The organism is Streptomyces sp. TSRI0107, from assembly GCF_001905845.1.
GTDB lineage: Bacteria > Actinomycetota > Actinomycetes > Streptomycetales > Streptomycetaceae > Streptomyces.
The window spans coordinates 168,563-190,297 of sequence record NZ_LIVZ01000005.1; the positions used below are offsets into that span (position 1 = coordinate 168,563).

Genomic DNA, 21,735 nt, shown 5'->3' on the forward strand with positions numbered 1-21,735 from the left:
CCCGGCACATTGTCCGGGGCCTCTCTCGTTCTGAGCCCTACCTGCTGCGATGCTTCGAGTTGAGAGCGGACGAGGGGGGCTCGTGGAGCTGAAGGTCACGCGCTGGAAGCGGTACGGGCATGATCGTTTGTACGCGAATCTGCCCGATGGCACTGCGGTCGGCTGGGCAGACGTGAGGACGGGGGATATCACCGTCCTGGTCGCTGAGTATCGCGACGACGTGATCGCCGTGCTGACACACCACTTACGGGACAACCCCGAGCCGGTCCTGCCACAGGGGGCACCTGAGGCTGAAACCCGCCCGATGCTGCCGCCTTTGACGCCGACCGACGACCTGTCTGCCAACCGTCCTGGTGAGTCCCTCCGCGACCTGCTCGATAAGTCCGGCGTAGGTCTGATCGAACGGGTCGTCTCACAGCTCCTGCGGCGTCCCACGGACTGGGACTCCTGGCGGAAGGGGCTGGCGGGGGAGAAGAGAGTGGGGGCCGAGCTGAACCGCTTAGCGCGCCACGGTTGGCGTGTCCTGCACTCCATCCCCCTGGCCAACAAGGTGGATGTCGATCACTTGTTGATCGGTCCCGGCGGGGTGTTCAGCATCAACACAAAGCACCACCACAAAAGGGCCGTATGGGTCGGCGACGATTCCGTGAAGGTCGACCACGGAAAGCCGGCGCCCTACGCACGCAAGAGCCGGGCGGAGGCCAAGCGAGTGGCCCGAGTGCTTGAGCACTACTGCGGCTTTCCCGTACCGGTGGAGCCGGTGCTCGTCTTCGTCGGCGTCACCGATCTGAAGGTGGTCGCCACACAGCTCAGCGTGCGCGTGTATCAGGAGCGTCAGGTAGCGGCACTGGCGCCGCTCTCAGGGGTGCTGACTCCCGAGCAGGTCGAGCAGGTGTACAGCGTCGCTCGCCACCGCCAGGCCTGGCTTCAGGCTTGAGCTGTGTGTGCCCGGTGAGCAGCCCCCTCGCGAGAGCTGTGGGTGGCCTCCAAGGCATGACCATCGTTGGGGCTGGGCCATCTGGCCGCGGTGCGGGTCCTCGCTCTTTCCCGGACCTCACCTGCGGCGACGCTCCAAGATCCCGTCCACGCCTCGTCCACAGCCCCCGACATACGGCCGCTCCGGGCCGCATACGGCTGCACATACGCGAAGACCCCGGCCTCAGCGTTTCCGCTGGTGACGGGGTCTTTGGGCACCTCATACAGGGTGCCCCCGGCAGGATTCGAACCTGCGCACACGGCTCCGGAGGCCGTTGCTCTATCCCCTGAGCTACGGGGGCTTCGTCGTTCGCGGTGTCTCGCGGCGACGGGTAGAACACTACCAGCTCCGCAGGGGTGTTCATGAACGGGTTTTGCGGGGCGGGGCGTCTTCGGGGGGAGGGTGGGGGCGCCCGCAGGGGGTGGAAGTGGGGAAAACCGGGACGCGGTGGCCGGTCCGGACCTACTCTCAAGTTGTGTCAGGCGCGTCGGGCCGGGTGCTTGTGGTGGACGACAACAAGGTCATCCGGCAGCTGATCAGGGTCAATCTCGAGCTGGAGGGCCTCGAGGTCGTGACCGCGGCCGATGGTGCCGAGTGTCTGGAAGTGGTGCATGAGGTGCGGCCGGATGTCGTGACCCTCGATGTGGTGATGCCGCGGCTGGACGGGCTGCGGACCGCCGCGCGGCTGCGGGCCGACCCGCGGACGTGTGATCTTCCGCTCGCCATCGTCAGTGCCTGTACGCAGTACGAGGTGGAGAGCGGTCTGGACCTCGGCGTCGATGCCTTCCTCGCCAAGCCTTTCGAGCCGACGGAGCTCGTGCGCATCGTTCGGCGGTTGATCGAGGGGCGGGGGGACGGGCCGAGCGGGCCCGGCTGCGGGCTGCTCGGCGCGGAGGAAGGGGAGATCGCCGGGCGCGGACGCGCTGGTCATTGATCTGCCGGTACGGGCGTGAAGGTCGATGAGTGGTGCGGTGAGGTCGTGCGGTGGTGGGGTGTGTTTGTCGAGCACACCGTGCACGCCGAGGGCACCGCGCACGCCGAGCACGCTCAGCGCCCAGCGCCCTGTGCCTCCCCGTGGCGAGCCAACCCCACGCCGGCAACTGCCCGACGCAGCGCCCTCTCCTCCCCCCACCAGCCCACCACCCCTCGTCCACATGCCGGAACCCTCCCCAAACCGGCTCGCATACCCACCCCCCTCCTCCCCTACGCTTGTCCCGTGACCCCCGTCGAGCTCTCGCGCACCGTGCTGCACGCGGTGCGTTGTGCTGTCGACGCGGGGGAGCTGAGGGTGACCGTTCCTGCGCGGGTCGTGGTGGCGCCGCCGGGGCCGGGGGGCTGGGGGGACTACGCGACCAACGTCGCGCTGCAGCTGGCGCGGCCCGCCGGGCAGCCGGCGCTGCGGGTCGCCGAGGTGATCCGGCCCTATCTGGCGGCGGCGAGCGGAGTCACCGGTGTCGAGATCACCGGGCCCGGGTTTCTCAATATCCGGCTGACGGCCTCCGCGGCCGAGGGGCTCGTGCGGCGGATCCTCGGTGAGGGGCTCGCGTACGGGCACGGTGACGGTCTCGCCGGGCAGGTCGTCTCCCTTCGTATCCCGTACGACGCGCGTGCCGAGGTCGTCGCCGACGCCATCGTGCGGATCGTCTCCAGCCAGGGCGGGCGGGCCGAGGTGGCGCACGGGGAGCCCGTGACGCTGCGGCCGGTGCCCGCGCCGGAGGATCCCGCCCCGCTCGGGCCCGACGCCGCCCGCTGGGCGCTGCTGCATCCGGCGCCGCACGACCGGCCCCGGATCTCCGCCGACCATCTCGTCCAGCGGGAGAGCAATCCCCTCTTCCGCGTTCGCTACGCCCATGCCCGCACCCGGGCTCTCGGGCGCAACGCCGCCGATCTCGGCTTCACCTCCGAGCCCGGCCCGCTCGGCGACCTCGACCACATCGAAGACCACGCCGACGACCACATCGACGACCGCGCCGACGGCCGCGCCGGCGGCCACGTCGACCCTCTGCTCGCCTCCCTCGCCGATCACCCCCGGGTTCTCGCCGCGGCCGCCACCCATCGCGCCCCGGATCGTCTCGCCCGGCACCTCGTCACCGTCGCCGATGCCGTTCTCCCCATCCTGCCCGCCGTGCTGCCGCGTGGTGAGGAGAAACCCTCGGCCGCCCACCGTGCCCGGCTCGCCCTCGCCGAAGCCGCCGGGACGGTGCTGGCCGGCGGCCTGTCCCTGCTCGGCATCGACGCACCCGAACATCTCTGAGAGAGCCACGACACGTCATGAGCCGTTCCGCACATCCCGCCGGGCCCCGCTACGCCGACGTCCTGCCCGAGGGCCACTACTCCGCGCCGCCCGCCGATCTCAACGCCCTCGACGCCAAGGTGTGGGCGCAGACCGTCAGCCGGGACGAGGACGGGGTCCTCACCGTCGGCGGTATCGACGTCAAGCGCCTCGCCGAGGAGTTCGGCACCCCGGCGTACATCCTCGACGAGACCGACTTCCGGGCGCGGGCGCGGGCCTGGCGCACCGCCTTCGGTCACGACGCCGACGTCTTCTACGCCGGCAAGGCGTTCCTGTCCCGCGCGGTGGTGCGGTGGCTGCACGAGGAGGGGCTGAACCTCGACGTCTGCTCCGGTGGCGAGCTGGCGACCGCGCTGTCCGCCGGGATGCCCGCCGACCGGATCGCCTTCCACGGCAACAACAAGTCCCCGGCGGAGATCGAGCGGGCCGTGCGTGCCGGAGTCGGGCGGATCGTGCTCGACTCCTTCCAGGAGATCGTGCGGGTCGCGCACATCGCCCGGGAGCTCGGCAAGCGGCAGCGGGTGCAGATTCGTATCACTGTCGGGGTCGAGGCGCACACGCACGAGTTCATCGCGACCGCCCACGAGGACCAGAAGTTCGGCATCCCGCTCGCGGGCGGGCAGGCCGCCGAGGCCGTGCGGCGGGCGCTGCAGCTGGACGGGCTGGAGCTGATCGGGATCCACTCGCACATCGGGTCGCAGATCTTCGACATGTCCGGGTTCGAGGTCGCCGCCCACCGCGTGGTCGGGCTGCTGAAGGACATCCGGGACGAACACGGCGTCGAGCTGCCCGAGATCGACCTCGGCGGCGGGCTCGGCATCGCGTACACGAGTGACGACGACCCGCGCGAGCCGCACGAGATCGCCAAGGCGCTCACCGAGATCGTCACCCGGGAGTGCGAGGCCGCCAGGCTGCGCACCCCGCGGATCTCCGTCGAGCCCGGGCGCGCCATCGTCGGCCCGACCGCGTTCACCCTGTACGAGGTCGGCACCGTCAAGCCGCTCGACGGGCTGCGGACGTACGTCTCCGTCGACGGCGGCATGTCGGACAACATCCGTACCGCGCTCTACGACGCCGAGTACAGCGTCGCCCTGGTCTCCCGCGCCTCCGACGCCGAGCCGATGCTGGCCCGGGTCGTCGGCAAGCACTGTGAGAGCGGCGACATCGTGGTCCGGGACGCGTTCCTGCCCGCCGACCTGGCACCGGGCGACCTGATCGCCGTACCGGCCACCGGGGCGTACTGCCGGTCCATGGCCAGCAACTACAACCATGTGCTCCGCCCGCCGGTCGTCGCCGTGAAGGACGGCGAGGCGCGGGTGATCGTCCGCCGGGAGACGGAGGACGATCTGCTGAGGCTCGACGTGGGCTGAAGCCCGCCGCGAGCCGCCGGGGTGGAGGATCTGGAAGATCTTCTGTCGACCACTCTGCGGAAATGAAATAGATGTCTCACGATCCGGACCGGTGGCAGAAACTCCGGTCCGGTGAGTGAGACTGGTGAAACCGAAGACGGTAAGAGGAAACGAGGTCGGATGATGCGTACGCGTCCGCTGAAGGTGGCGCTGCTGGGCTGTGGAGTGGTCGGCTCAGAGGTGGCGCGCATCATGACGACGCACGCCGACGACCTCGCCGCCCGGATCGGGGCCCCGGTGGAGCTGGCCGGTGTGGCCGTACGGCGGCCCGACAAGGTCCGTGAGGGCATCGACCCCTCCCTCGTCACCACCGACGCCACCGCCCTCGTCAAACGCGGCGACATCGACGTCGTGGTCGAGGTCATCGGCGGGATCGAGCCCGCGCGGACCCTCATCACCACCGCCTTCGCGCACGGCGCCTCCGTCGTCTCCGCCAACAAGGCCCTCCTCGCCCAGGACGGCGCCGCCCTGCACGCGGCGGCCGAGGAGCACGGCAAGGACCTCTACTACGAGGCCGCCGTCGCCGGCGCCATCCCGCTGATCCGGCCGCTGCGCGAGTCGCTCGCCGGCGACAAGGTCAACCGGGTGCTCGGCATCGTCAACGGGACGACGAACTTCATCCTCGACAAGATGGACTCCACCGGCGCCGGCTACCAGGAGGCCCTCGACGAGGCCACCGCGCTCGGATACGCCGAGGCCGACCCGACCGCCGACGTCGAGGGCTTCGACGCCGCCGCCAAGGCCGCGATCCTGGCCGGCATCGCCTTCCACACCCGGGTGCGCCTCGACGACGTCTACCGCGAGGGCATGACCGAGGTGACGGCGGCGGACTTCGCCTCCGCCAAGGAGATGGGCTGCACCATCAAGCTGCTCGCCATCTGCGAGCGGGCCGCCGACGGGGAGTCCGTCACCGCGCGCGTGCACCCGGCGATGATCCCGCTGACCCACCCGCTCGCCTCCGTGCGCGGCGCGTACAACGCGGTCTTCGTCGAATCGGACGCCTCCGGCCAGCTGATGTTCTACGGCCCCGGCGCCGGCGGCTCGCCCACCGCCTCCGCCGTCCTCGGCGACCTCGTCGCCGTCTGCCGCAACCGGCTCAGCGGCACCACCGGCCCCGGCGAGTCCGCCTACGCCGCGCTGCCCGTCTCGCCCATGGGCGAGGTCGTCACGCGCTACCACATCAGCCTCGACGTGGCTGACAAACCGGGCGTTCTCGCCCAGGTCGCGACCGTCTTCGCCGAGCACGGAGTCTCGATCGATACGGTTCGCCAGCAGGGGAAGGACGGCGAGGCCTCCCTCGTCGTCGTCACCCACCGCGCGTCCGACGCCGCCCTGAACGGGACCGTCGAGGCGCTGCGCAAGCTCGACACCGTGCGCGGTGTCGCCAGCATCATGCGGGTTGAAGGAGAGTAACCAGCAATGACCCACCAGTGGCGCGGAATCATCGAGGAGTACCGGGACCGGCTGCCGGTATCCGACACCACGCCGGTCGTGACGCTCCGCGAGGGCGGCACGCCCCTCGTGCCCGCGCAGGTGCTCTCCGAGCGCACGGGCTGCGAGGTCCACCTCAAGGTGGAGGGCGCGAACCCCACCGGGTCCTTCAAGGACCGCGGCATGACCATGGCCATCTCCAAGGCCAAGGAGGAGGGCGCGAAGGCGGTCATCTGCGCCTCCACCGGCAACACGTCGGCGAGTGCCGCCGCGTACGCCGTGCGGGCCGGTATGGTTTCGGCCGTTCTCGTCCCGCAGGGCAAGATCGCGCTCGGCAAGATGGGCCAGGCCCTGGTGCACGGCGCGAAGATCCTCCAGGTCGACGGAAACTTCGACGACTGCCTCACGCTGGCCCGCGCGCTCAGCGACAACTACCCGGTCGCGCTGGTCAATTCGGTCAACCCGGTGCGTATCGAGGGCCAGAAGACGGCCGCGTTCGAAATCGTCGACATGCTCGGCGACGCGCCCGACGTCCACGTCCTCCCGGTCGGCAACGCCGGCAACATCACCGCCTACTGGCGGGGCTACAAGGAGTACGCCGCCGACGGCGTGTCCGCCAAGACGCCCCGCATGTGGGGCTTCCAGGCCTCCGGCTCCGCGCCCATCGTGCGCGGCGAGGTGGTCAAGGACCCGTCGACCATTGCCACCGCGATCCGGATCGGCAACCCCGCCTCCTGGCAGCACGCGCTGAACGCCCGCGACGAGTCCGGCGGGTTCATCGACGAGGTGACGGACCGTGAAATTCTGCGCGCCTACCGGCTGTTGGCCGCGCAGGAGGGCGTCTTCGTGGAGCCCGCCTCCGCGGCGTCGGTGGCCGGTCTGCTGAAGGCCGCCGAGCAGGGCAAGGTCGATCCGGGCCAGCGGATCGTCTGCACTGTCACCGGCAACGGCCTGAAGGACCCGGACTGGGCCGTCGCCGGCGCCCCGCAGCCGGTCACCGTCCCGGTCGACGCGGCGACGGCGGCCGAGCGGCTCGGCCTGGTGTAACGAGCGCCACGTCAGGCGTAAGACGGCGCTTGCCTGGGGAACTTCCCTTACGGGGGGTGCACAGGGGGCTTACGACACGCATCGTGCGCCTCCTGTGCGCCCTATGTCGCCACAGAACCTTCCTTCGATAGGCTGTACTGAACCCGCCCGCCGCATATGCCGCGGTGCCGCGCGGTCTTCGTGATCAGCGGCCCCTCAGCGGCCCCTGGGTTCTCGTACGTCATCGAATGTCATCGAATGTCTTCGACAATCACGCAGCTCAAGGAGAGTCATCGAGCGATGGCCGGTCCAGCCTTCCGCGCCGCCGCCGTCCGGGTGCGCGTCCCCGCCACCAGCGCCAACCTCGGCCCGGGCTTCGACGCCCTCGGCCTCGCGCTGGGGCTGTACGACGACGTGGTCGTCCGGGTGGCCGACTCCGGGCTGCACATCGACATCGCGGGTGAGGGAAGCGAGACGCTTCCCCGCGACGAGAAGCACCTCCTCGTCCGCTCCCTGCGCACCGCCTTCGATCTGCTGGGCGGACAGCCGCGCGGCCTGGAGATCGTCTGCGCGAACCGGATTCCGCACGGCCGCGGCCTGGGCTCCTCCTCCGCCGCCATCTGCGCCGGCATCGTCGCGGCGCGCGCCGTGACCATAGGCGGCGAGGCCCGGCTCGACGACGCGGCCCTGCTGGAACTCGCCACCGAGATCGAGGGTCACCCGGACAACGTCGCGGCCTGTCTGCTGGGCGGCTTCACCCTCTCCTGGATGGAGAACGGCGCCGCGCGGGCGATCAGGATGGACCCCGCGGATTCCATCGTTCCGGTGGTTTTCGTGCCCGGAAAGCCGGTCCTGACCGAGACCGCGCGCGGCCTGCTCCCGCGCACCGTTCCGCACGTCGACGCCGCCGTCAACGCGGGCCGTGCCGCCCTGCTCGTCGAGGCCCTGACCAGGCGCCCCGAGCTGCTGCTGCCCGCCACCGAGGACCGTCTCCACCAGGAGTACCGCGCCCCCGCCATGCCGGAGAGCGCGGCGCTGGTGGAGCGGCTGCGCGCCGACGGGATCCCCGCGGTGATCTCCGGCGCGGGCCCCACGGTGATGGCCCTGGCCGACGCCGGTACGGCCGACAAGGTGGAGGCGCTGGCCGGATCGGACTGGGCCGCGAACCGGCTGGCCCTGGACGCGCAGGGAGCGAGCGTTCTGCCGCTCGCGACCGGCGCCGCGCCCGGCGCGGATTGAAAGAGCGGGCGATTGCCGGATGTGGAGAGGGGGAATGTTTGTTGGATCCGGTAGTGTTAATCTCAAGTCTGCACCCGACCCCACCATGGCGAGGTGCCTCGTGTCCCCGTCCGGGACAGAGATTCTTCCGGGAGCCCCCCAAGTCGCACTGTGTCTCGTACCTCGTATGCGGGCAGTACGTCGTACGCCGACACTGAGCGGCCCGCCGGGCACGCTCCGGAACCGGTGCGACCACGCCACGTGACACCAGGTGCCACGGCTCGAGGAAGCGCCATCACCAGATATCTCTCCCGCCGATTAGGCGGACCACCGCCCCGGCACGGTTCACACAGCAAGGACCGAAGCCGGACAGCACAACCGGTCGCCGAGCCAGACAGGCCGACGTCCGCTCCAGGGAAGGACCCTTCGTGAGCGACACCACCGATCTGATGGGCGCACGTGTCGAGGAGACCGCTGCCGCGCCCGCCACGGACGCCTCCGCGCCTGCCACCGGTGCCGGCTCCCGGCGGCGCCGCGGTACCGGCCTCGAGGGCATGGTGCTGGCCGAGCTGCAGCAGGTCGCATCCGGCCTCGGCATCAGGGGCACCGCGCGGATGCGCAAGAGCCAGCTGATCGAGGTCATCAAGGAGGCGCAGGCCGCCGGGGGAGCCCCCGCCAAGGCCGAGACCGCCACCGAGACCAAGCCCAAGCGCCGCGCCACCTCCAAGGCCCGTACGGGTGAGGAATCCGCCGCCGCGAAGAAGGCGGACAAGTCCGAGGCCCCGGCCGAGAAGGCCGTGGCCCAGCAGCAGATCGAGATTCCCGGTCAGCCTGCGAGCGAGGACGCTCCCGCCGAGCGCCGTCGTCGCCGCGCCACCGCCGAGGCCGGCGCGCCCGCGGCCGCCGCGCCCGAGACGGTCGCCGCCGAGGCGAAGAGCGAGCCGAAGGCCGAGACGCCCGCGCAGCAGCAGCCGCAGCAGGGCGAGGCCAAGGGTGACGCCGGTGACGGCGCCGAGGGCCGCCGTCGCGACCGCCGTGAGCGCGGCCGGGACCGGGACCGTGACCGTGACCGCCGCAAGGGCGACGACCAGCAGGGCCAGGGCGGCCAGCGGCAGCAGCAGAGCCAGCAGCAGGGCCGCCAGGAGCGCGACCGGCAGCAACAGGACGACGACGACTTCGACGGCGGCCGCCGTGGCCGTCGCGGACGCTACCGCGACCGCCGGGGCCGTCGCGGGCGCGACGACGTGCAGGAGCCGCAGATCGCCGAGGACGACGTCCTGATCCCGGTCGCGGGCATCCTGGACATCCTCGACAACTACGCCTTCATCCGTACGTCGGGCTACCTGCCGGGCCCGAACGACGTGTACGTCTCCCTCGCCCAGGTCCGCAAGAACGGCCTGCGCAAGGGTGACCACATCACCGGCGCGGTCCGCCAGCCGAAGGAAGGCGAGCGGCGCGAGAAGTTCAACGCGCTGGTCCGCCTGGACTCCGTCAACGGCATGGCGCCCGAACACGGCCGTGGGCGGCCGGAGTTCAACAAGCTGACGCCGCTGTACCCGCAGGACCGGCTCCGTCTGGAGACCGACCCGGGCGTGCTGACCACGCGGATCATCGACCTCGTGTCGCCGATCGGCAAGGGCCAGCGCGGTCTGATCGTGGCCCCGCCGAAGACCGGCAAGACCATGATCATGCAGGCGATCGCCAACGCGATCACGCACAACAACCCCGAGTGCCACCTGATGGTCGTCCTCGTCGACGAGCGTCCGGAAGAGGTCACCGACATGCAGCGGTCGGTGAAGGGCGAGGTCATCTCCTCGACCTTCGACCGCCCGGCCGAGGACCACACCACGGTCGCCGAGCTGGCCATCGAGCGCGCCAAGCGCCTGGTGGAGCTGGGTCACGACGTGGTCGTGCTGCTCGACTCGATCACGCGTCTGGGCCGTGCGTACAACCTCGCCGCGCCCGCCTCCGGCCGCATCCTGTCCGGTGGTGTCGACTCGACCGCCCTGTACCCGCCGAAGCGCTTCTTCGGCGCGGCCCGCAACATCGAGGACGGCGGCTCGCTGACCATCCTCGCCACCGCTCTGGTGGACACCGGGTCCCGCATGGACGAGGTGATCTTCGAGGAGTTCAAGGGCACCGGCAACATGGAGCTCAAGCTCGACCGCAAGCTCGCGGACAAGCGGATCTTCCCGGCGGTGGACGTGGACGCGTCCGGTACCCGTAAGGAGGAGATCCTGCTCGGGGCCGAGGAGCTGGGCATCGTCTGGAAGCTGCGGCGGGTGCTGCACGCGCTCGACCAGCAGCAGGCGATCGAGCTGCTGCTCGACAAGATGAAGCAGACGAAGTCGAACGTCGAGTTCCTTATGCAGATCCAGAAGACGACGCCCGCGCCGGGGAACGGCGACTAGTCGCCGTCGACCGTCCAGGTCGTTGTCGGCTGCGGGTGCGCTGTGGCTTGTCGCGCAGTTCCCCGCGCCCCCCGAAGGCCGGTCCTCGTCACGTCAGTGACGAGGACCGGCCTTTTGGCGCTGAGGAGAACGGGCGTATCCATGCGCCCCTTCTCACTCCTGCACCTCTGGGGGGACTTTCTTGTCCACGACCTCGTCCCGGTCCGGTCGTCACAGACGCCGCATACGTCTCGCCCTGCCCGTCTCCGCGGCCGGTGTCGCCGTCGCTGTCGCCGCGGCGCTGCTGACCGGGTCCGCGGACGCGGCCACCTCGTTGCCGAAGCCCGCCTTCGAGCCCGCCGTGAGTTCGGCTTCCGCCGCGGAGCTGGAGCGGCGGCTCGTCACCGCGATCGCCGGGGACGAAGCGGCCGGCAAGGGGCTGAGCAAGTCGTCGTACAGCGCCGGGACCAGCGAGGGGACCGTCGACGCGAAGATCATCGGCGGCAGTACCACGACCATCACCTCGGCCCCGTGGATGGCCCAGCTCTGGTACGGCGACGACAAGGGCACCGCCGACAAGAGCGACGACGTCGGCTTCTTCTGCGGTGGCGCGGTCGTCGCGCCGACGAAGATCCTCACAGCCGCGCACTGCGTCGCCGGGTACGACTGGAACGGCCACGGCTCGGTCATCACGGGCACCGCGCAGCTGCCGGCCGTCGACGACCAGGGCTACATCACCGACCTGCACGGCGGCAGCCTCAGCGGCGTCTGGCGGCAGTGGCACCTGCCGTCGTACGACTCGGCGACCATCGACGGCGACATCGCGGTCCTGACCCTGCCGTACGCGGTCAAGGCGACGCCGATCCGGATGACGACGTCCGGGGACACCGCCTCGTACGCCGCCGGGACCAGCGCCAAGGTCTACGGCTGGGGCCGGACCAGTTCCACGAACGACGACGTCTCCGAGACGCTGAAGACGGCCACGCTGCCCGTGCAGTCCGACACCACCTGCGCGGCCGCCTACGGCTCGGACTTCGTCAAGGGCCACATGGTCTGCGCGGGCAAGCCCGCCTCCGGCAGCGACAGCGGCACCACCAGCGCCTGCAACGGCGACTCCGGCGGCCCGCTGGTCGTGAACAACCGGATCGTCGGCATCGTCTCGTGGGGCGTGCAGGACTGCGTCGCCCGGGGTGCCTACAGCGTCTTCACCAAGGTCGGCTCGTACGTCGGCGCCGCCTACCCGCGCCTCGACGACACCAACATCAGCGGCGACCACAAGGCCGACCTGTGGGTGCGCAACGCGTCCACCGCGACCGGCTACTCCAAGGACTCCAAGGGGAGTTCCTTCGCGGCCCGCGAGTCGTGGGGCGACTGGTCCGGTGTGAACCTCGTCCTGCAGACCGACCTGGACCGTGACGGCTACCAGGACCTCGTGTACCGCCGCAGCAGCGACGGCGACGTCTTCTGGTCCCACTACGTGCGCAGCAGCAACTCCTGGACCACCACGCGGCTCGCCGACAACTGGAAGACCCGCACCCGCATCGTCACCCCGGGCGACGTCACCGGCGACTACCTCCCCGATCTGCTCTCGGTCGACTCGGCCGGCGTGCTGTGGATCTACCCCGGCAAGGGCGACGGCTCCTTCGCGACCCGCGTGCAGGCCGGCTCGGGCTGGAACCAGTACAACTCCGTGCGCGGCCACGGCGACTTCACCGGCGACGGCAGGACCGACCTGATCGCCCGCAGCAAGACCGGCAGCCACGTGTACCTCTACAAGGGCACCGGCAAGGCCGGCACAGGCGCCTTCTCCACTCGGACCAAGGTGCGCACCTGGAGCGACTACAACGCCTTCGACGCGGTCGGCGACATCAGCGGCGACGGCAAGGCCGACTTCCTGGCCCGTACGCCCGGCGGCACGCTCTACCTCTACAAGGGCACCGGGAAGGCCACGAGCGAGATCTTCGCCACAAGGATCTCCGTCGGGACCGACTTCAAGCAGTACGACATCTTTGGCTGAGTCACCCCGAAATCGCAGGTGAGCGCGGTGACCCGCCGCTCACGACCGCTACGCACCGTGCCCGCCCGAGCCCCGGGCGGGCACAGTGCGTCATGCAACCCTGTGCCGACTTCCCCCGTCTGACCCCACGGGACGACGATGGAGCGGTGCCGGGACGTCGGGCACGACCGCGTCCGACCGCCACCGCAGGGGGTAACCGACCGGACGAGAGCCGAGGAGCACATGTCTGCCGAGAGCACGCCGGAGCCCGGCATACCGGGCGAGCCCCGCACGAGCGGCCCGAGCCGGCGAGGCAAGGGCCGGCGCCGCAAGCCCCGGGCCGCACACCGCAAGGGGCTGATGATCACGGCCTGGACCGCGGCGGGCATCGTCGTCCTCGGCGGCACCGGCGTCGGGTACGTCTACTTCAAGCTCAACGGCAACCTCAAGAGCGTCGACATCGACCAGGCCCTCGGCACCGACCGCCCCGAGAAGGTCGACAACGGCTCGCAGAACATCCTGGTCCTCGGCTCGGACACCCGCTCCGGCAGCAACAAGGAGCTCGGCGGCGGCGCCGACGACGGCACCGCCCGCTCCGACACGGCGATGATCGTGCACGTCTACGAGGGCCATCAAAAGGCGAGCGTGGTCTCCGTCCCGCGCGACACCCTCATCGACCGCCCCGCCTGCACCGACACCGACGGCGGCAGCCACCCCGCGGCCTCCGGCGTGATGTTCAACTCCGCGTACTCCACCGGCGGCGCGGCCTGCGCGGTGAAGACCGTCGAATCGCTGACCGGCATCCGCATGGACCACTACCTGGAGGTCGACTTCAGCGGCTTCCAGGAGCTCATCGACGAGCTGGGCGGCGTCGAGGTCACCACCACCCAGGACATCGAGGACCCCGACAGCCACCTCGACCTGACGGCCGGCACCCACCGGCTCACCGGCGAGCAGGCCCTCGGCCTGGTCCGCACCCGGCACGGCGTCGGCGACGGCTCCGACCTCGGCCGCATCCAGCTCCAGCAGGCGTTCCTCAAGGCCCTGCTCGACCAGGTCAAGGACATCGACCTCTTCGGCAACCCGAAGAGGCTCTACGACCTCGCCGACACCGCGACCGACACCGTGACCACCGACTCCGACCTGGGCTCGGTGAACTCCCTGCTGTCCTTCGCGAGCGGCCTCAAGGGCATCGGCGCCTCCGACATGACCATGATCACCATGCCGGTCGTCTACGACCCCGCCGACCCCAACCGGGTCCTGCTGGCGGAGGCCAAGGCCCAGCAGGTCTGGACGGCCCTGAAGAACGACAGACCGATCCCCAAGTCGGCCACGAAGGGCACGGCGACAGGCGAAGCCAAGGGCGTGGTGAGCTAGGCCCTGTCGTTTGGATCATCCCGGCGTCGCAGGGTCTGGCACGCACATCTGCCGCGTTGTCGTCAGTCGCCGACGCGCCGCGTCGACTCCCTCCTCCGCCTTGCAGCTGCACGCACCAGACCCCGCTCGACTCGGCCAGGACGCACCGTCCCTCACAGCCGGGCTGATCCAAACGACAGAGCCTAGCCGGGGGGCGCCACAACCCGCGGGCGGCCCACGGGGAATACACGACCGGTACCCCCGGTTTTGGGAGAAGGCGCCAGTCCTGGCAAACTGGTACGTCGGCCCCGGTTCACGCTTCCGCATCCCGCGGCGGCGACCCGGCGCCCTCCCGAAACTAGGAGACACCTTGAAGCGCGACATCCACCCCGAGTACGTCGAGACGCAGGTCAGCTGCACCTGCGGCGCGTCGTTCACCACCCGTAGCACCATCGCGTCCGGCACCATCCGGGCCGAGGTCTGCTCCGAGTGCCACCCGTTCTACACGGGCAAGCAGAAGATCCTCGACACCGGTGGCCGTGTGGCCCGCTTCGAGGCCCGCTTCGGCAAGGCTGCCGCCGGCTCCAAGAAGTAGCGAGCCCCTTTTCGCCGGTCCACGGTCACGTCCCTTTCCCGGGCGTGCCGGGACCGGCGTTTTTGGTCGCCGCCCACTTCACCCCCGTTCAGCACACAGGAGCCAGAGATGTTCGAGGCCGTCGAGGAGCTCGTCGTCGAGCACGCCGACCTGGAGAAGAAGCTCGCGGACCCGTCGGTCCACGCCGACCAGGCCAACGCGCGCAAGCTCAACAAGCGGTACGCCGAGCTGACCCCGATCGTCGCCACGTACCGCTCCTGGAAGCAGACCGGCGACGACATCGAGACCGCCCGTGAGCTCGCCGCCGACGACCCCGACTTCGCCGCCGAGGTCAAGGAGCTGGAGCAGCAGCGCGAGGAGCTGACCGAGAAGCTCCGCTTCCTGCTCGTCCCGCGCGACCCCAGCGACGACAAGGACGTGATCCTGGAGATCAAGGCGGGCGCGGGCGGCGACGAGTCCGCCCTGTTCGCCGGCGATCTGCTGCGCATGTACCTGCGCTACGCCGAGCGCGTCGGCTGGAAGACCGAGATCATCGACGCCACCGAGTCCGAGCTGGGCGGCTACAAGGACGTCCAGGTCGCCGTGAAGGCGCGCGGCCAGATCGAGCCCGGCCAGGGCGTCTGGGCCCGGCTGAAGTACGAGGGCGGCGTGCACCGCGTGCAGCGCGTGCCGGCGACCGAGTCGCAGGGCCGTATCCACACCTCCGCGGCCGGTGTGCTGGTCACGCCCGAGGCCGAGGAGGTCGACGTCGAGATCAACCCGAACGACCTGCGGATCGACGTCTACCGGTCCTCCGGCCCCGGCGGCCAGTCCGTCAACACCACCGACTCCGCGGTGCGCATCACGCACATTCCGACCGGAGTCGTCGCCTCCTGCCAGAACGAGAAGAGCCAGCTGCAGAACAAGGAGCAGGCACTGCGTATCCTGCGCTCCAGGCTGCTCGCCATGGCGCAGGAGGAGGCGGAGAGGGAGGCCGCCGACGCCCGCCGCAGCCAGGTCCGCACCGTCGACCGCTCCGAGAAGATCCGTACGTACAACTTCCCGGAGAATCGGATCTCGGACCACCGCGTCGGCTTCAAGGCGTACAACCTTGACCAGGTCCTGGACGGCGAACTGGACGCGGTGATCCAGGCCTGCGTCGACGCGGACTCGGCCGCCAAGCTCGCAGCCGCGTAAGGCACGTACGAGTACCCACACGGAGGACGAGCGTGAACCTGCTGCTCGCGGAGGTGGCCCAGGCCACCCAGCGGCTGGCCGACGCCGGCGTGCCCTCGCCGCGCACCGACGCGGAGGAGCTCGCCGCGTTCGTGCACGGCGTGAAGCGGGGCGAGTTGCACTCCGTGGAGGACGCCGACTTCGACGCCCGCTACTGGGAGGTCGTCGCGCGCCGGGAACAGCGTGAGCCGCTCCAGCACATCACCGGCCGCGCCTTCTTCCGCTACCTGGAACTCCAGGTCGGGCCCGGCGTGTTCGTGCCGCGGCCCGAGACCGAGTCGGTCGTCGGGTGGGCCATAGACGCGGTGCGCGCCATGGACGTCGTGGAGCCCTGCATCGTCGACCTGTGCACCGGCTCCGGCGCCATCGCGCTCGCCCTCGCCCAGGAGGTGCCGCGCTCCAGGGTGCACGCCGTGGAGCTGTCCGAGGACGCCCTGGTGTGGACCCGCAAGAACATGGAGGGCTCCCGCGTCGACCTGCGGCAGGGCGACGCGCTGACCGCCTTCCCCGACCTGGACGGCCAGGTCGACCTGGTCATCTCCAACCCGCCGTACATCCCGCTCACCGAGTGGGAGTACGTCGCCCCGGAGGCCCGCGACTACGACCCGGAGCTCGCCCTGTTCTCCGGTGAGGACGGCCTCGACCTGATCCGCGGCCTGGAACGCACCGCGCACCGGCTGCTGCGCCCGGGCGGTGTCGTCGTGATCGAGCACGCCGACACCCAGGGCGGCCAGGTGCCGTGGATCTTCACCGAGGAACGCGGGTGGGCCGACGCGGCCGACCACCCCGACCTCAACAAACGCCCACGCTTCGCCACCGCCCGCAAGGCGCTGCCGTGAGCACCACCCCCACTCTTTCTCTCAGGCACGTGTACGAGGAGGCCCGCTAGATATGGCACGGCGATACGACACCAACGACGCGACCGACCGCGTGACCGGTCTGCGTGAGGCCGCGTCCGCCGTCCGCCGTGGCGAGCTGGTGGTCCTCCCCACCGACACCGTGTACGGCATCGGCGCCGACGCCTTCGCCAAGGAGGCGGTCGGCGATCTGCTGGAGGCCAAGGGCCGGGGCCGCAACATGCCCACCCCCGTGCTCATCGGCTCCCCGAACACCCTGCACGGCCTCGTCACGGACTTCTCCGAGCTCGCCTGGGAGCTGGTCGACGCGTTCTGGCCGGGCGCGCTCACGCTGGTCGCCAAGCACCAGCCGTCCCTGCAGTGGGACCTGGGCGACACCCGTGGCACCGTCGCCGTGCGCATGCCGCTGCACCCGGTCGCCATCGAGCTGCTGACCGAGGTCGGCCCGATGGCCGTGTCGTCGGCGAACCTCACCGGCCACCCTGCGCCGGAGGACTGCGACGCCGCCCAGCAGATGCTCGGCGACTCCGTCTCCGTCTACCTGGACGGCGGTCCGACGCCCGGCAACGTGCCGTCCTCGATCGTCGACGTCACCCGCGAGGTGCCGCTGCTGCTGCGCGAGGGAGCGCTGTCGGCGGACGAGCTGCGGAAGGTCGTACCCGACCTCGAGGTGGCGAATTGACAGCCCCCGAATCCCCCGGGCTCCCGGCGGCGCTCGCGCAGGGGGGACCCCCATGCGTGGCATAGGCAGCGCGGAGGAGACGACGACCTTCGGCTTCCCGAGGGACACCTTCCGCATCCTCCACGTCAGCACCGGCAACGTCTGCCGCTCGCCGATCACCGAGCGGCTGACCCGGCATTTCGTGTCGCAGCGGCTCGGTGTGCTGGGCGGCGGGCTGATCGTGGAGAGCGCGGGCACCTGGGGCCACGAGGGCGCGCCGATGGAGGCGAACGCGGAGACCGTGCTGGCCGACTTCGGCGCGGACGCCTCCGGCTTCGTCGGCCGGGAGCTGCTGGACGAGCACGTCATCCGGGCCGACCTGGTCCTGACGGCCACCCGCGACCACCGCGCCCAGGTCATCTCCATGGGCCACTCGGCGGGCCTGCGTACCTTCACCCTCAAGGAGTTCACCCGCCTGGTCCGCGCCATAGACCCCGCGACCCTGCCCCCGCTGGAGGACGGTGTGGTCATGCGGGCCCGTGCCCTGGTCCGGGCGGCCGCCGCCCTGCGGGGCTGGCTGCTGGCGCCGACGGCGGAGGCGGACGAGGTGTACGACCCGTACGGGGCGCCCCTGACGTTCTTCCGTTCGATCGGGGACGAGATACACGAGGCGCTGGATCCGGTGGTGACGGCGCTGACCGGAGTACCCGCGCGGATGTAGTCGCGGGGCGGCCCAGGGGCCCCGGGCCTACATTGGACGTACGTCAGCACGGCGAGTGAGCCGAAGGGGCGCGCACCGGCTACGGCGCCCCGGAGGCGGACCGAGCCGAAATCGCGTCGCCCGGAGCCCACCATGACGGTCGCCCACGTCCCCGAGACCGATGTCCTGCGCGCCCAGGACCCCGAGCTGGCCGAACTGCTGCTGGGGGAGCTGGAGAGGCAGTCGACGACCCTCCAGCTGATCGCCGCCGAGAACTTCACGTCGCCCGCCGTGCTGGCCGCGCTCGGCTCACCGCTCGCCAACAAGTACGCGGAGGGGTATCCGGGAGCCCGCCACCACGGCGGCTGCGAGATCGTCGACGTCGCCGAGCGGATCGCGGTGGACCGGGCCAAGGCCCTGTTCGGGGCCGAGCACGCCAACGTGCAGTCGCATTCCGGTTCCTCCGCCGTGCTCGCCGCGTACGCGGCCCTGCTGCGGCCCGGCGACACCGTGCTCGCCCTCGGCCTGCCGTACGGCGGCCACCTCACGCACGGCTCGCCCGCGAACTTCTCCGGCCGCTGGTTCGACTTCGTCGGGTACGGCGTCGACGGGGAGACCGGGCTCGTCGACTACGAGCAGGTGCGGACGCTGGCCCGCAGCCATCGCCCCAAGGCGATCGTGTGCGGCTCCATCGCCTACCCGCGCCATCTCGACTACGCGCTCTTCCGCGAGATCGCCGACGAGGTCGGCGCCTACCTCATCGCCGACGCCGCGCACCCCATCGGACTGGTCGCCGGGGGAGCGGCGCCGAATCCGGTGCCGTACGCCGACGTCGTGTGCGCCACCACCCACAAGGTGCTGCGCGGTCCGCGCGGCGGGATGATCCTGTGCGGCGCCGAGCTGGCGGAGCGCGTCGACCGGGCCGTCTTCCCGTTCACCCAGGGCGGCGCCCAGATGCACACGATCGCCGCGAAGGCGGTCGCGTTCGGTGAGGCGGCAACGGACGCGTTCACCTTGTACGCCCATCAGGTGGTCGCCAATGCGAGGGTTCTCACGGATGTGCTGGCCGCCGAGGGCCTGGCGGTCACCACCGGCGGCACCGACACCCATCTGATCACCGCCGACCCGTCCCCGCTCGGCGTCGACGGCCGCGCCGCCCGGGGCCTGCTCGCCGCCGCCGGGCTGATCCTCGACTGCTGCGCCTTGCCGCACGGCGATGTGCGCGGGCTGCGCCTGGGCACGGCCGCGGTGACCACGCAGGGGATGGGGCAGGCGGAGATGCGGCGGATCGGCGTCCTGCTCGCGACCGTGCTGCGGGAGCCGGCGCGGACGAAGGCGGTGCGTGCCGAGGTGCGGGAGCTCACCGGCGGATTTCCGCCGTATCCCGGCTGAGCGGGGGTAGGCGCACTTCGGTGCACAGCCACTCGTGCAACCATCGTCGCTACCCGTAAGTCCTCACACATATGCGTGCCTCGCTAGGGTGTGGGGCTGTGATGGCCAGCGAGACCTGTGGGGAAGCCCGTGCGTGAATACCTGCTGACGCTCTGCATCACGGCCGCGGTGACGTATCTGCTGACAGGGCCGGTACGCAAGTTCGCGATCGTGGCGGGGGCGATGCCGGAGATCCGGGCCCGGGACGTGCACCGGGAACCGACTCCGCGGCTCGGCGGTATCGCGATGTTCTTCGGGCTGTGCGCGGGTCTGCTGGTCGCCGACCACCTGACGAACCTCAACCAGGTCTTCGAGAAGTCCAACGAGCCCCGCGCGCTGCTCTCCGGCGCCGCGCTGATCTGGCTCATCGGCGTGCTCGACGACAAGTTCGAGATCGACGCCCTGATCAAGCTGGGCGGCCAGATGATCGCCGCCGGTGTGATGGTCATGCAGGGTCTGACGATCCTGTGGCTGCCGGTGCCGGGCGTCGGCACGGTCGCGCTCACCCAGTGGCAGGGCACGCTCCTGACCGTCGCCCTGGTCGTCATCACCATCAACGCGGTCAACTTCGTCGACGGTCTGGACGGCCTCGCGGCCGGCATGGTGTGCATCGCGTCCGCCGCGTTCTTCATGTACGCCTACCGCATCTGGTACTCGTACGGCATCGAGGCCGCCGCCCCGGCCACCCTGTTCTCGGCGATCCTGATGGGCATGTGCCTGGGCTTCCTGCCGCACAACATGCACCCCGCGCGGATCTTCATGGGCGACTCCGGCTCGATGCTGATCGGCCTGGTGCTGGCGGCCGGCGCGATCTCCGTCACCGGGCAGGTCGACCCGGACGTGATGAACCTGTTCTCCGGGTCCGAGCGCAACACCGTGCACCAGACGGTGCCCGTCTACATCCCGCTGCTGCTGCCGCTGACCATCATCGCGATCCCGGCCGCCGACCTGATCCTGGCGATCGTGCGCCGCACCTGGCGCGGCCAGTCGCCGTTCGCCGCGGACCGCGGGCACCTGCACCACCGGCTGCTGGAGATCGGCCACTCGCACAGCCGCTCGGTGCTGATCATGTACTTCTGGTCGGCGCTGATCGCCTTCGGCGCGCTGACGTACTCCGTGAACAGTGCGTCCATGTGGATCGTGCTGGGTGTCGTGGTACTGAGCGCGATCGGCCTCGTGCTGCTGTTGCTGCCGCGGTTCACGCCGCGCGCCCCGGTCTGGGCCGAGCGGTTCGTGCCGCCGCGCTACCGGCGCCGCAAGGCCGTGCCGGACGCCGCACAGCCGGCCGTCGAGGAGGTCCCGGCGGACGAGGAGCCGCGCACTCCGGTGGCCGCCGGGGTGTCCGGTGTCAACGGGGCGACCGCCGTAGGCCCCCGTTCGCGGCTCTCAAGGTAAGAATCTGACTAAAGCATTGCCAAGCCGTGGGGGAACGAAGCACCCCAATACCAGACAAGTGGGCGCGGTTTTTGCACAGACGTGCAGCGTCACTCTCATGTGTGACAGCCAGCACACCCACCAGGTAAAGACCTCATCAAATAGTTTGTGATACCGTTCACGAGAACCCCGGATGGAGCCGAAGGACCGTAGTGCGACGGTTCATTGGCGTGAGGTTCCCTCTCACCCCGGGACTACGCTCGTCCATGACGACACCCCTGCCCCCTTTGAAAGCGGAGTTGCCGCCATGCCGTCCAACGACGTCCGGATCCTGGCCCAGGCCGCTGTGCCCACAGCCGCCGTCGGCGCTGCAGCCGCCGTCGTCAGCGGAGTGGTGGCCGGCGGCAAGGGGGCCGTCGGCTCCGTCGTGGCCGCCCTGGTGACGATCCTCTTCATGGGCCTCGGCCTGTACGTGCTCCAGCGCACTGCCAAATCGCTTCCGCACCTGTTCCAGGCGATGGGCCTGATGCTCTACGCGGCTCAAATTCTGCTGCTGTTCATCTTCCTCGCCGCATTCAGGCACACATCGCTGTTCCACCCGCGGGCATTCGCGTTCACGCTCATCGCGACCACCCTCGTGTGGATCGGCTCGCAGACGGTCGCGCACATGAAGTCCAAGATCCTTTACGTCGAACCCGAGTCCTCCGAGGGCAGCAAGCCCACGAAGACGGGCCCGTCGTCGTGAGGGGTAGGGCCGGGATAAAGACGCGTTCGACAAGCTGCTATCGTCCGGTGCCAACTGCGGCA

Annotated in this window: 18 protein-coding genes and 1 tRNA gene; 18 read left to right on the plus strand and 1 reads right to left on the minus strand. The window is 70.4% G+C overall.

Features of this window, described 5'->3' with window-relative positions:
- Positions 1 to 49 precede the first annotated feature (49 nt).
- Positions 50 to 937 (plus strand): nuclease-related domain-containing protein, encoded by an 888-nt coding sequence (locus AMK31_RS14570; protein ID WP_079186834.1) that lies wholly within the window; start codon positions 50 to 52, stop codon positions 935 to 937.
- Positions 938 to 1,205: 268 nt separating this feature from the next.
- Here AMK31_RS14570 and AMK31_RS14575 read toward each other — a convergent pair.
- A tRNA-Arg gene (locus AMK31_RS14575) sits at positions 1,206 to 1,277 on the minus strand.
- Between the two features lie 120 nt (positions 1,278 to 1,397).
- On the opposite strand from AMK31_RS14575, the gene AMK31_RS14580 reads away from it, so the two are divergent.
- The 17 genes from AMK31_RS14580 to AMK31_RS14660 all read left to right on the plus strand — a co-directional run bounded on the left by AMK31_RS14580 (position 1,398) and on the right by AMK31_RS14660 (position 21,673).
- On the plus strand, positions 1,398 to 1,910 hold the full coding sequence (locus AMK31_RS14580; RefSeq protein ID WP_073940934.1) for a response regulator: 513 nt from the start codon (positions 1,398 to 1,400) through the stop codon (positions 1,908 to 1,910).
- A gap of 282 nt (positions 1,911 to 2,192) precedes the next feature.
- A complete protein-coding gene (gene nrtL / locus AMK31_RS14585) occupies positions 2,193 to 3,230 on the plus strand; it encodes an ArgS-related anticodon-binding protein NrtL (RefSeq protein ID WP_073940935.1) in 1,038 nt (345 codons plus the stop codon).
- A gap of 17 nt (positions 3,231 to 3,247) precedes the next feature.
- A complete protein-coding gene (gene lysA, locus AMK31_RS14590; protein WP_073940936.1) occupies positions 3,248 to 4,639 on the plus strand; it encodes a diaminopimelate decarboxylase in 1,392 nt (463 codons plus the stop codon).
- Between the two features lie 162 nt (positions 4,640 to 4,801).
- Entirely contained in the window at positions 4,802 to 6,091 is a 1,290-nt protein-coding gene (locus AMK31_RS14595; protein WP_073941283.1) for a homoserine dehydrogenase, read from the plus strand.
- Between the two features lie 6 nt (positions 6,092 to 6,097).
- Entirely contained in the window at positions 6,098 to 7,156 is a 1,059-nt protein-coding gene (gene thrC / locus AMK31_RS14600; RefSeq protein ID WP_073940937.1) for a threonine synthase, read from the plus strand.
- Positions 7,157 to 7,435: 279 nt separating this feature from the next.
- Positions 7,436 to 8,374, plus strand: a complete 939-nt coding sequence (thrB, locus tag AMK31_RS14605; protein WP_073940938.1) for a homoserine kinase — start codon at positions 7,436 to 7,438, stop codon at positions 8,372 to 8,374.
- 407 nt (positions 8,375 to 8,781) lie between these two features.
- Entirely contained in the window at positions 8,782 to 10,764 is a 1,983-nt protein-coding gene (gene rho, locus AMK31_RS14610; RefSeq protein ID WP_073940939.1) for a transcription termination factor Rho, read from the plus strand.
- A 181-nt stretch (positions 10,765 to 10,945) separates the two neighbouring features.
- On the plus strand, positions 10,946 to 12,760 hold the full coding sequence (locus tag AMK31_RS14615) for a trypsin-like serine protease (protein ID WP_385312389.1): 1,815 nt from the start codon (positions 10,946 to 10,948) through the stop codon (positions 12,758 to 12,760).
- 222 nt (positions 12,761 to 12,982) lie between these two features.
- Entirely contained in the window at positions 12,983 to 14,116 is a 1,134-nt protein-coding gene (locus AMK31_RS14620; RefSeq protein ID WP_073940940.1) for an LCP family protein, read from the plus strand.
- Positions 14,117 to 14,465: 349 nt separating this feature from the next.
- Positions 14,466 to 14,690, plus strand: a complete 225-nt coding sequence (gene rpmE / locus AMK31_RS14625; protein WP_030944953.1) for a 50S ribosomal protein L31 — start codon at positions 14,466 to 14,468, stop codon at positions 14,688 to 14,690.
- A gap of 108 nt (positions 14,691 to 14,798) precedes the next feature.
- The gene (prfA, locus tag AMK31_RS14630; RefSeq protein ID WP_073940941.1) at positions 14,799 to 15,866 is read left to right on the plus strand and encodes a peptide chain release factor 1; all 1,068 of its coding nucleotides are present in this window, start codon (positions 14,799 to 14,801) and stop codon (positions 15,864 to 15,866) included.
- Between the two features lie 32 nt (positions 15,867 to 15,898).
- Positions 15,899 to 16,744 (plus strand): peptide chain release factor N(5)-glutamine methyltransferase, encoded by an 846-nt coding sequence (prmC, locus tag AMK31_RS14635; protein ID WP_073940942.1) that lies wholly within the window; start codon positions 15,899 to 15,901, stop codon positions 16,742 to 16,744.
- A gap of 52 nt (positions 16,745 to 16,796) precedes the next feature.
- Positions 16,797 to 17,444 carry an L-threonylcarbamoyladenylate synthase gene (locus AMK31_RS14640; protein ID WP_073940943.1) on the plus strand — a complete coding sequence of 216 codons (648 nt, stop codon included), beginning with the start codon at positions 16,797 to 16,799 and terminating at the stop codon, positions 17,442 to 17,444.
- Between the two features lie 52 nt (positions 17,445 to 17,496).
- A complete protein-coding gene (locus AMK31_RS14645) occupies positions 17,497 to 18,144 on the plus strand; it encodes an arsenate reductase/protein-tyrosine-phosphatase family protein (RefSeq protein WP_073940944.1) in 648 nt (215 codons plus the stop codon).
- 132 nt (positions 18,145 to 18,276) lie between these two features.
- Positions 18,277 to 19,515 (plus strand): serine hydroxymethyltransferase, encoded by a 1,239-nt coding sequence (gene glyA / locus AMK31_RS14650; RefSeq protein ID WP_073940945.1) that lies wholly within the window; start codon positions 18,277 to 18,279, stop codon positions 19,513 to 19,515.
- Positions 19,516 to 19,644: 129 nt separating this feature from the next.
- The gene (locus AMK31_RS14655; protein ID WP_073940946.1) at positions 19,645 to 20,949 is read left to right on the plus strand and encodes an MraY family glycosyltransferase; all 1,305 of its coding nucleotides are present in this window, start codon (positions 19,645 to 19,647) and stop codon (positions 20,947 to 20,949) included.
- 286 nt (positions 20,950 to 21,235) lie between these two features.
- Positions 21,236 to 21,673: a hypothetical protein gene (locus AMK31_RS14660; RefSeq protein WP_073940947.1), complete on the plus strand. Its 438-nt coding sequence runs from the start codon at positions 21,236 to 21,238 to the stop codon at positions 21,671 to 21,673.
- The last annotated feature ends 62 nt before the right edge of the window (positions 21,674 to 21,735 follow it).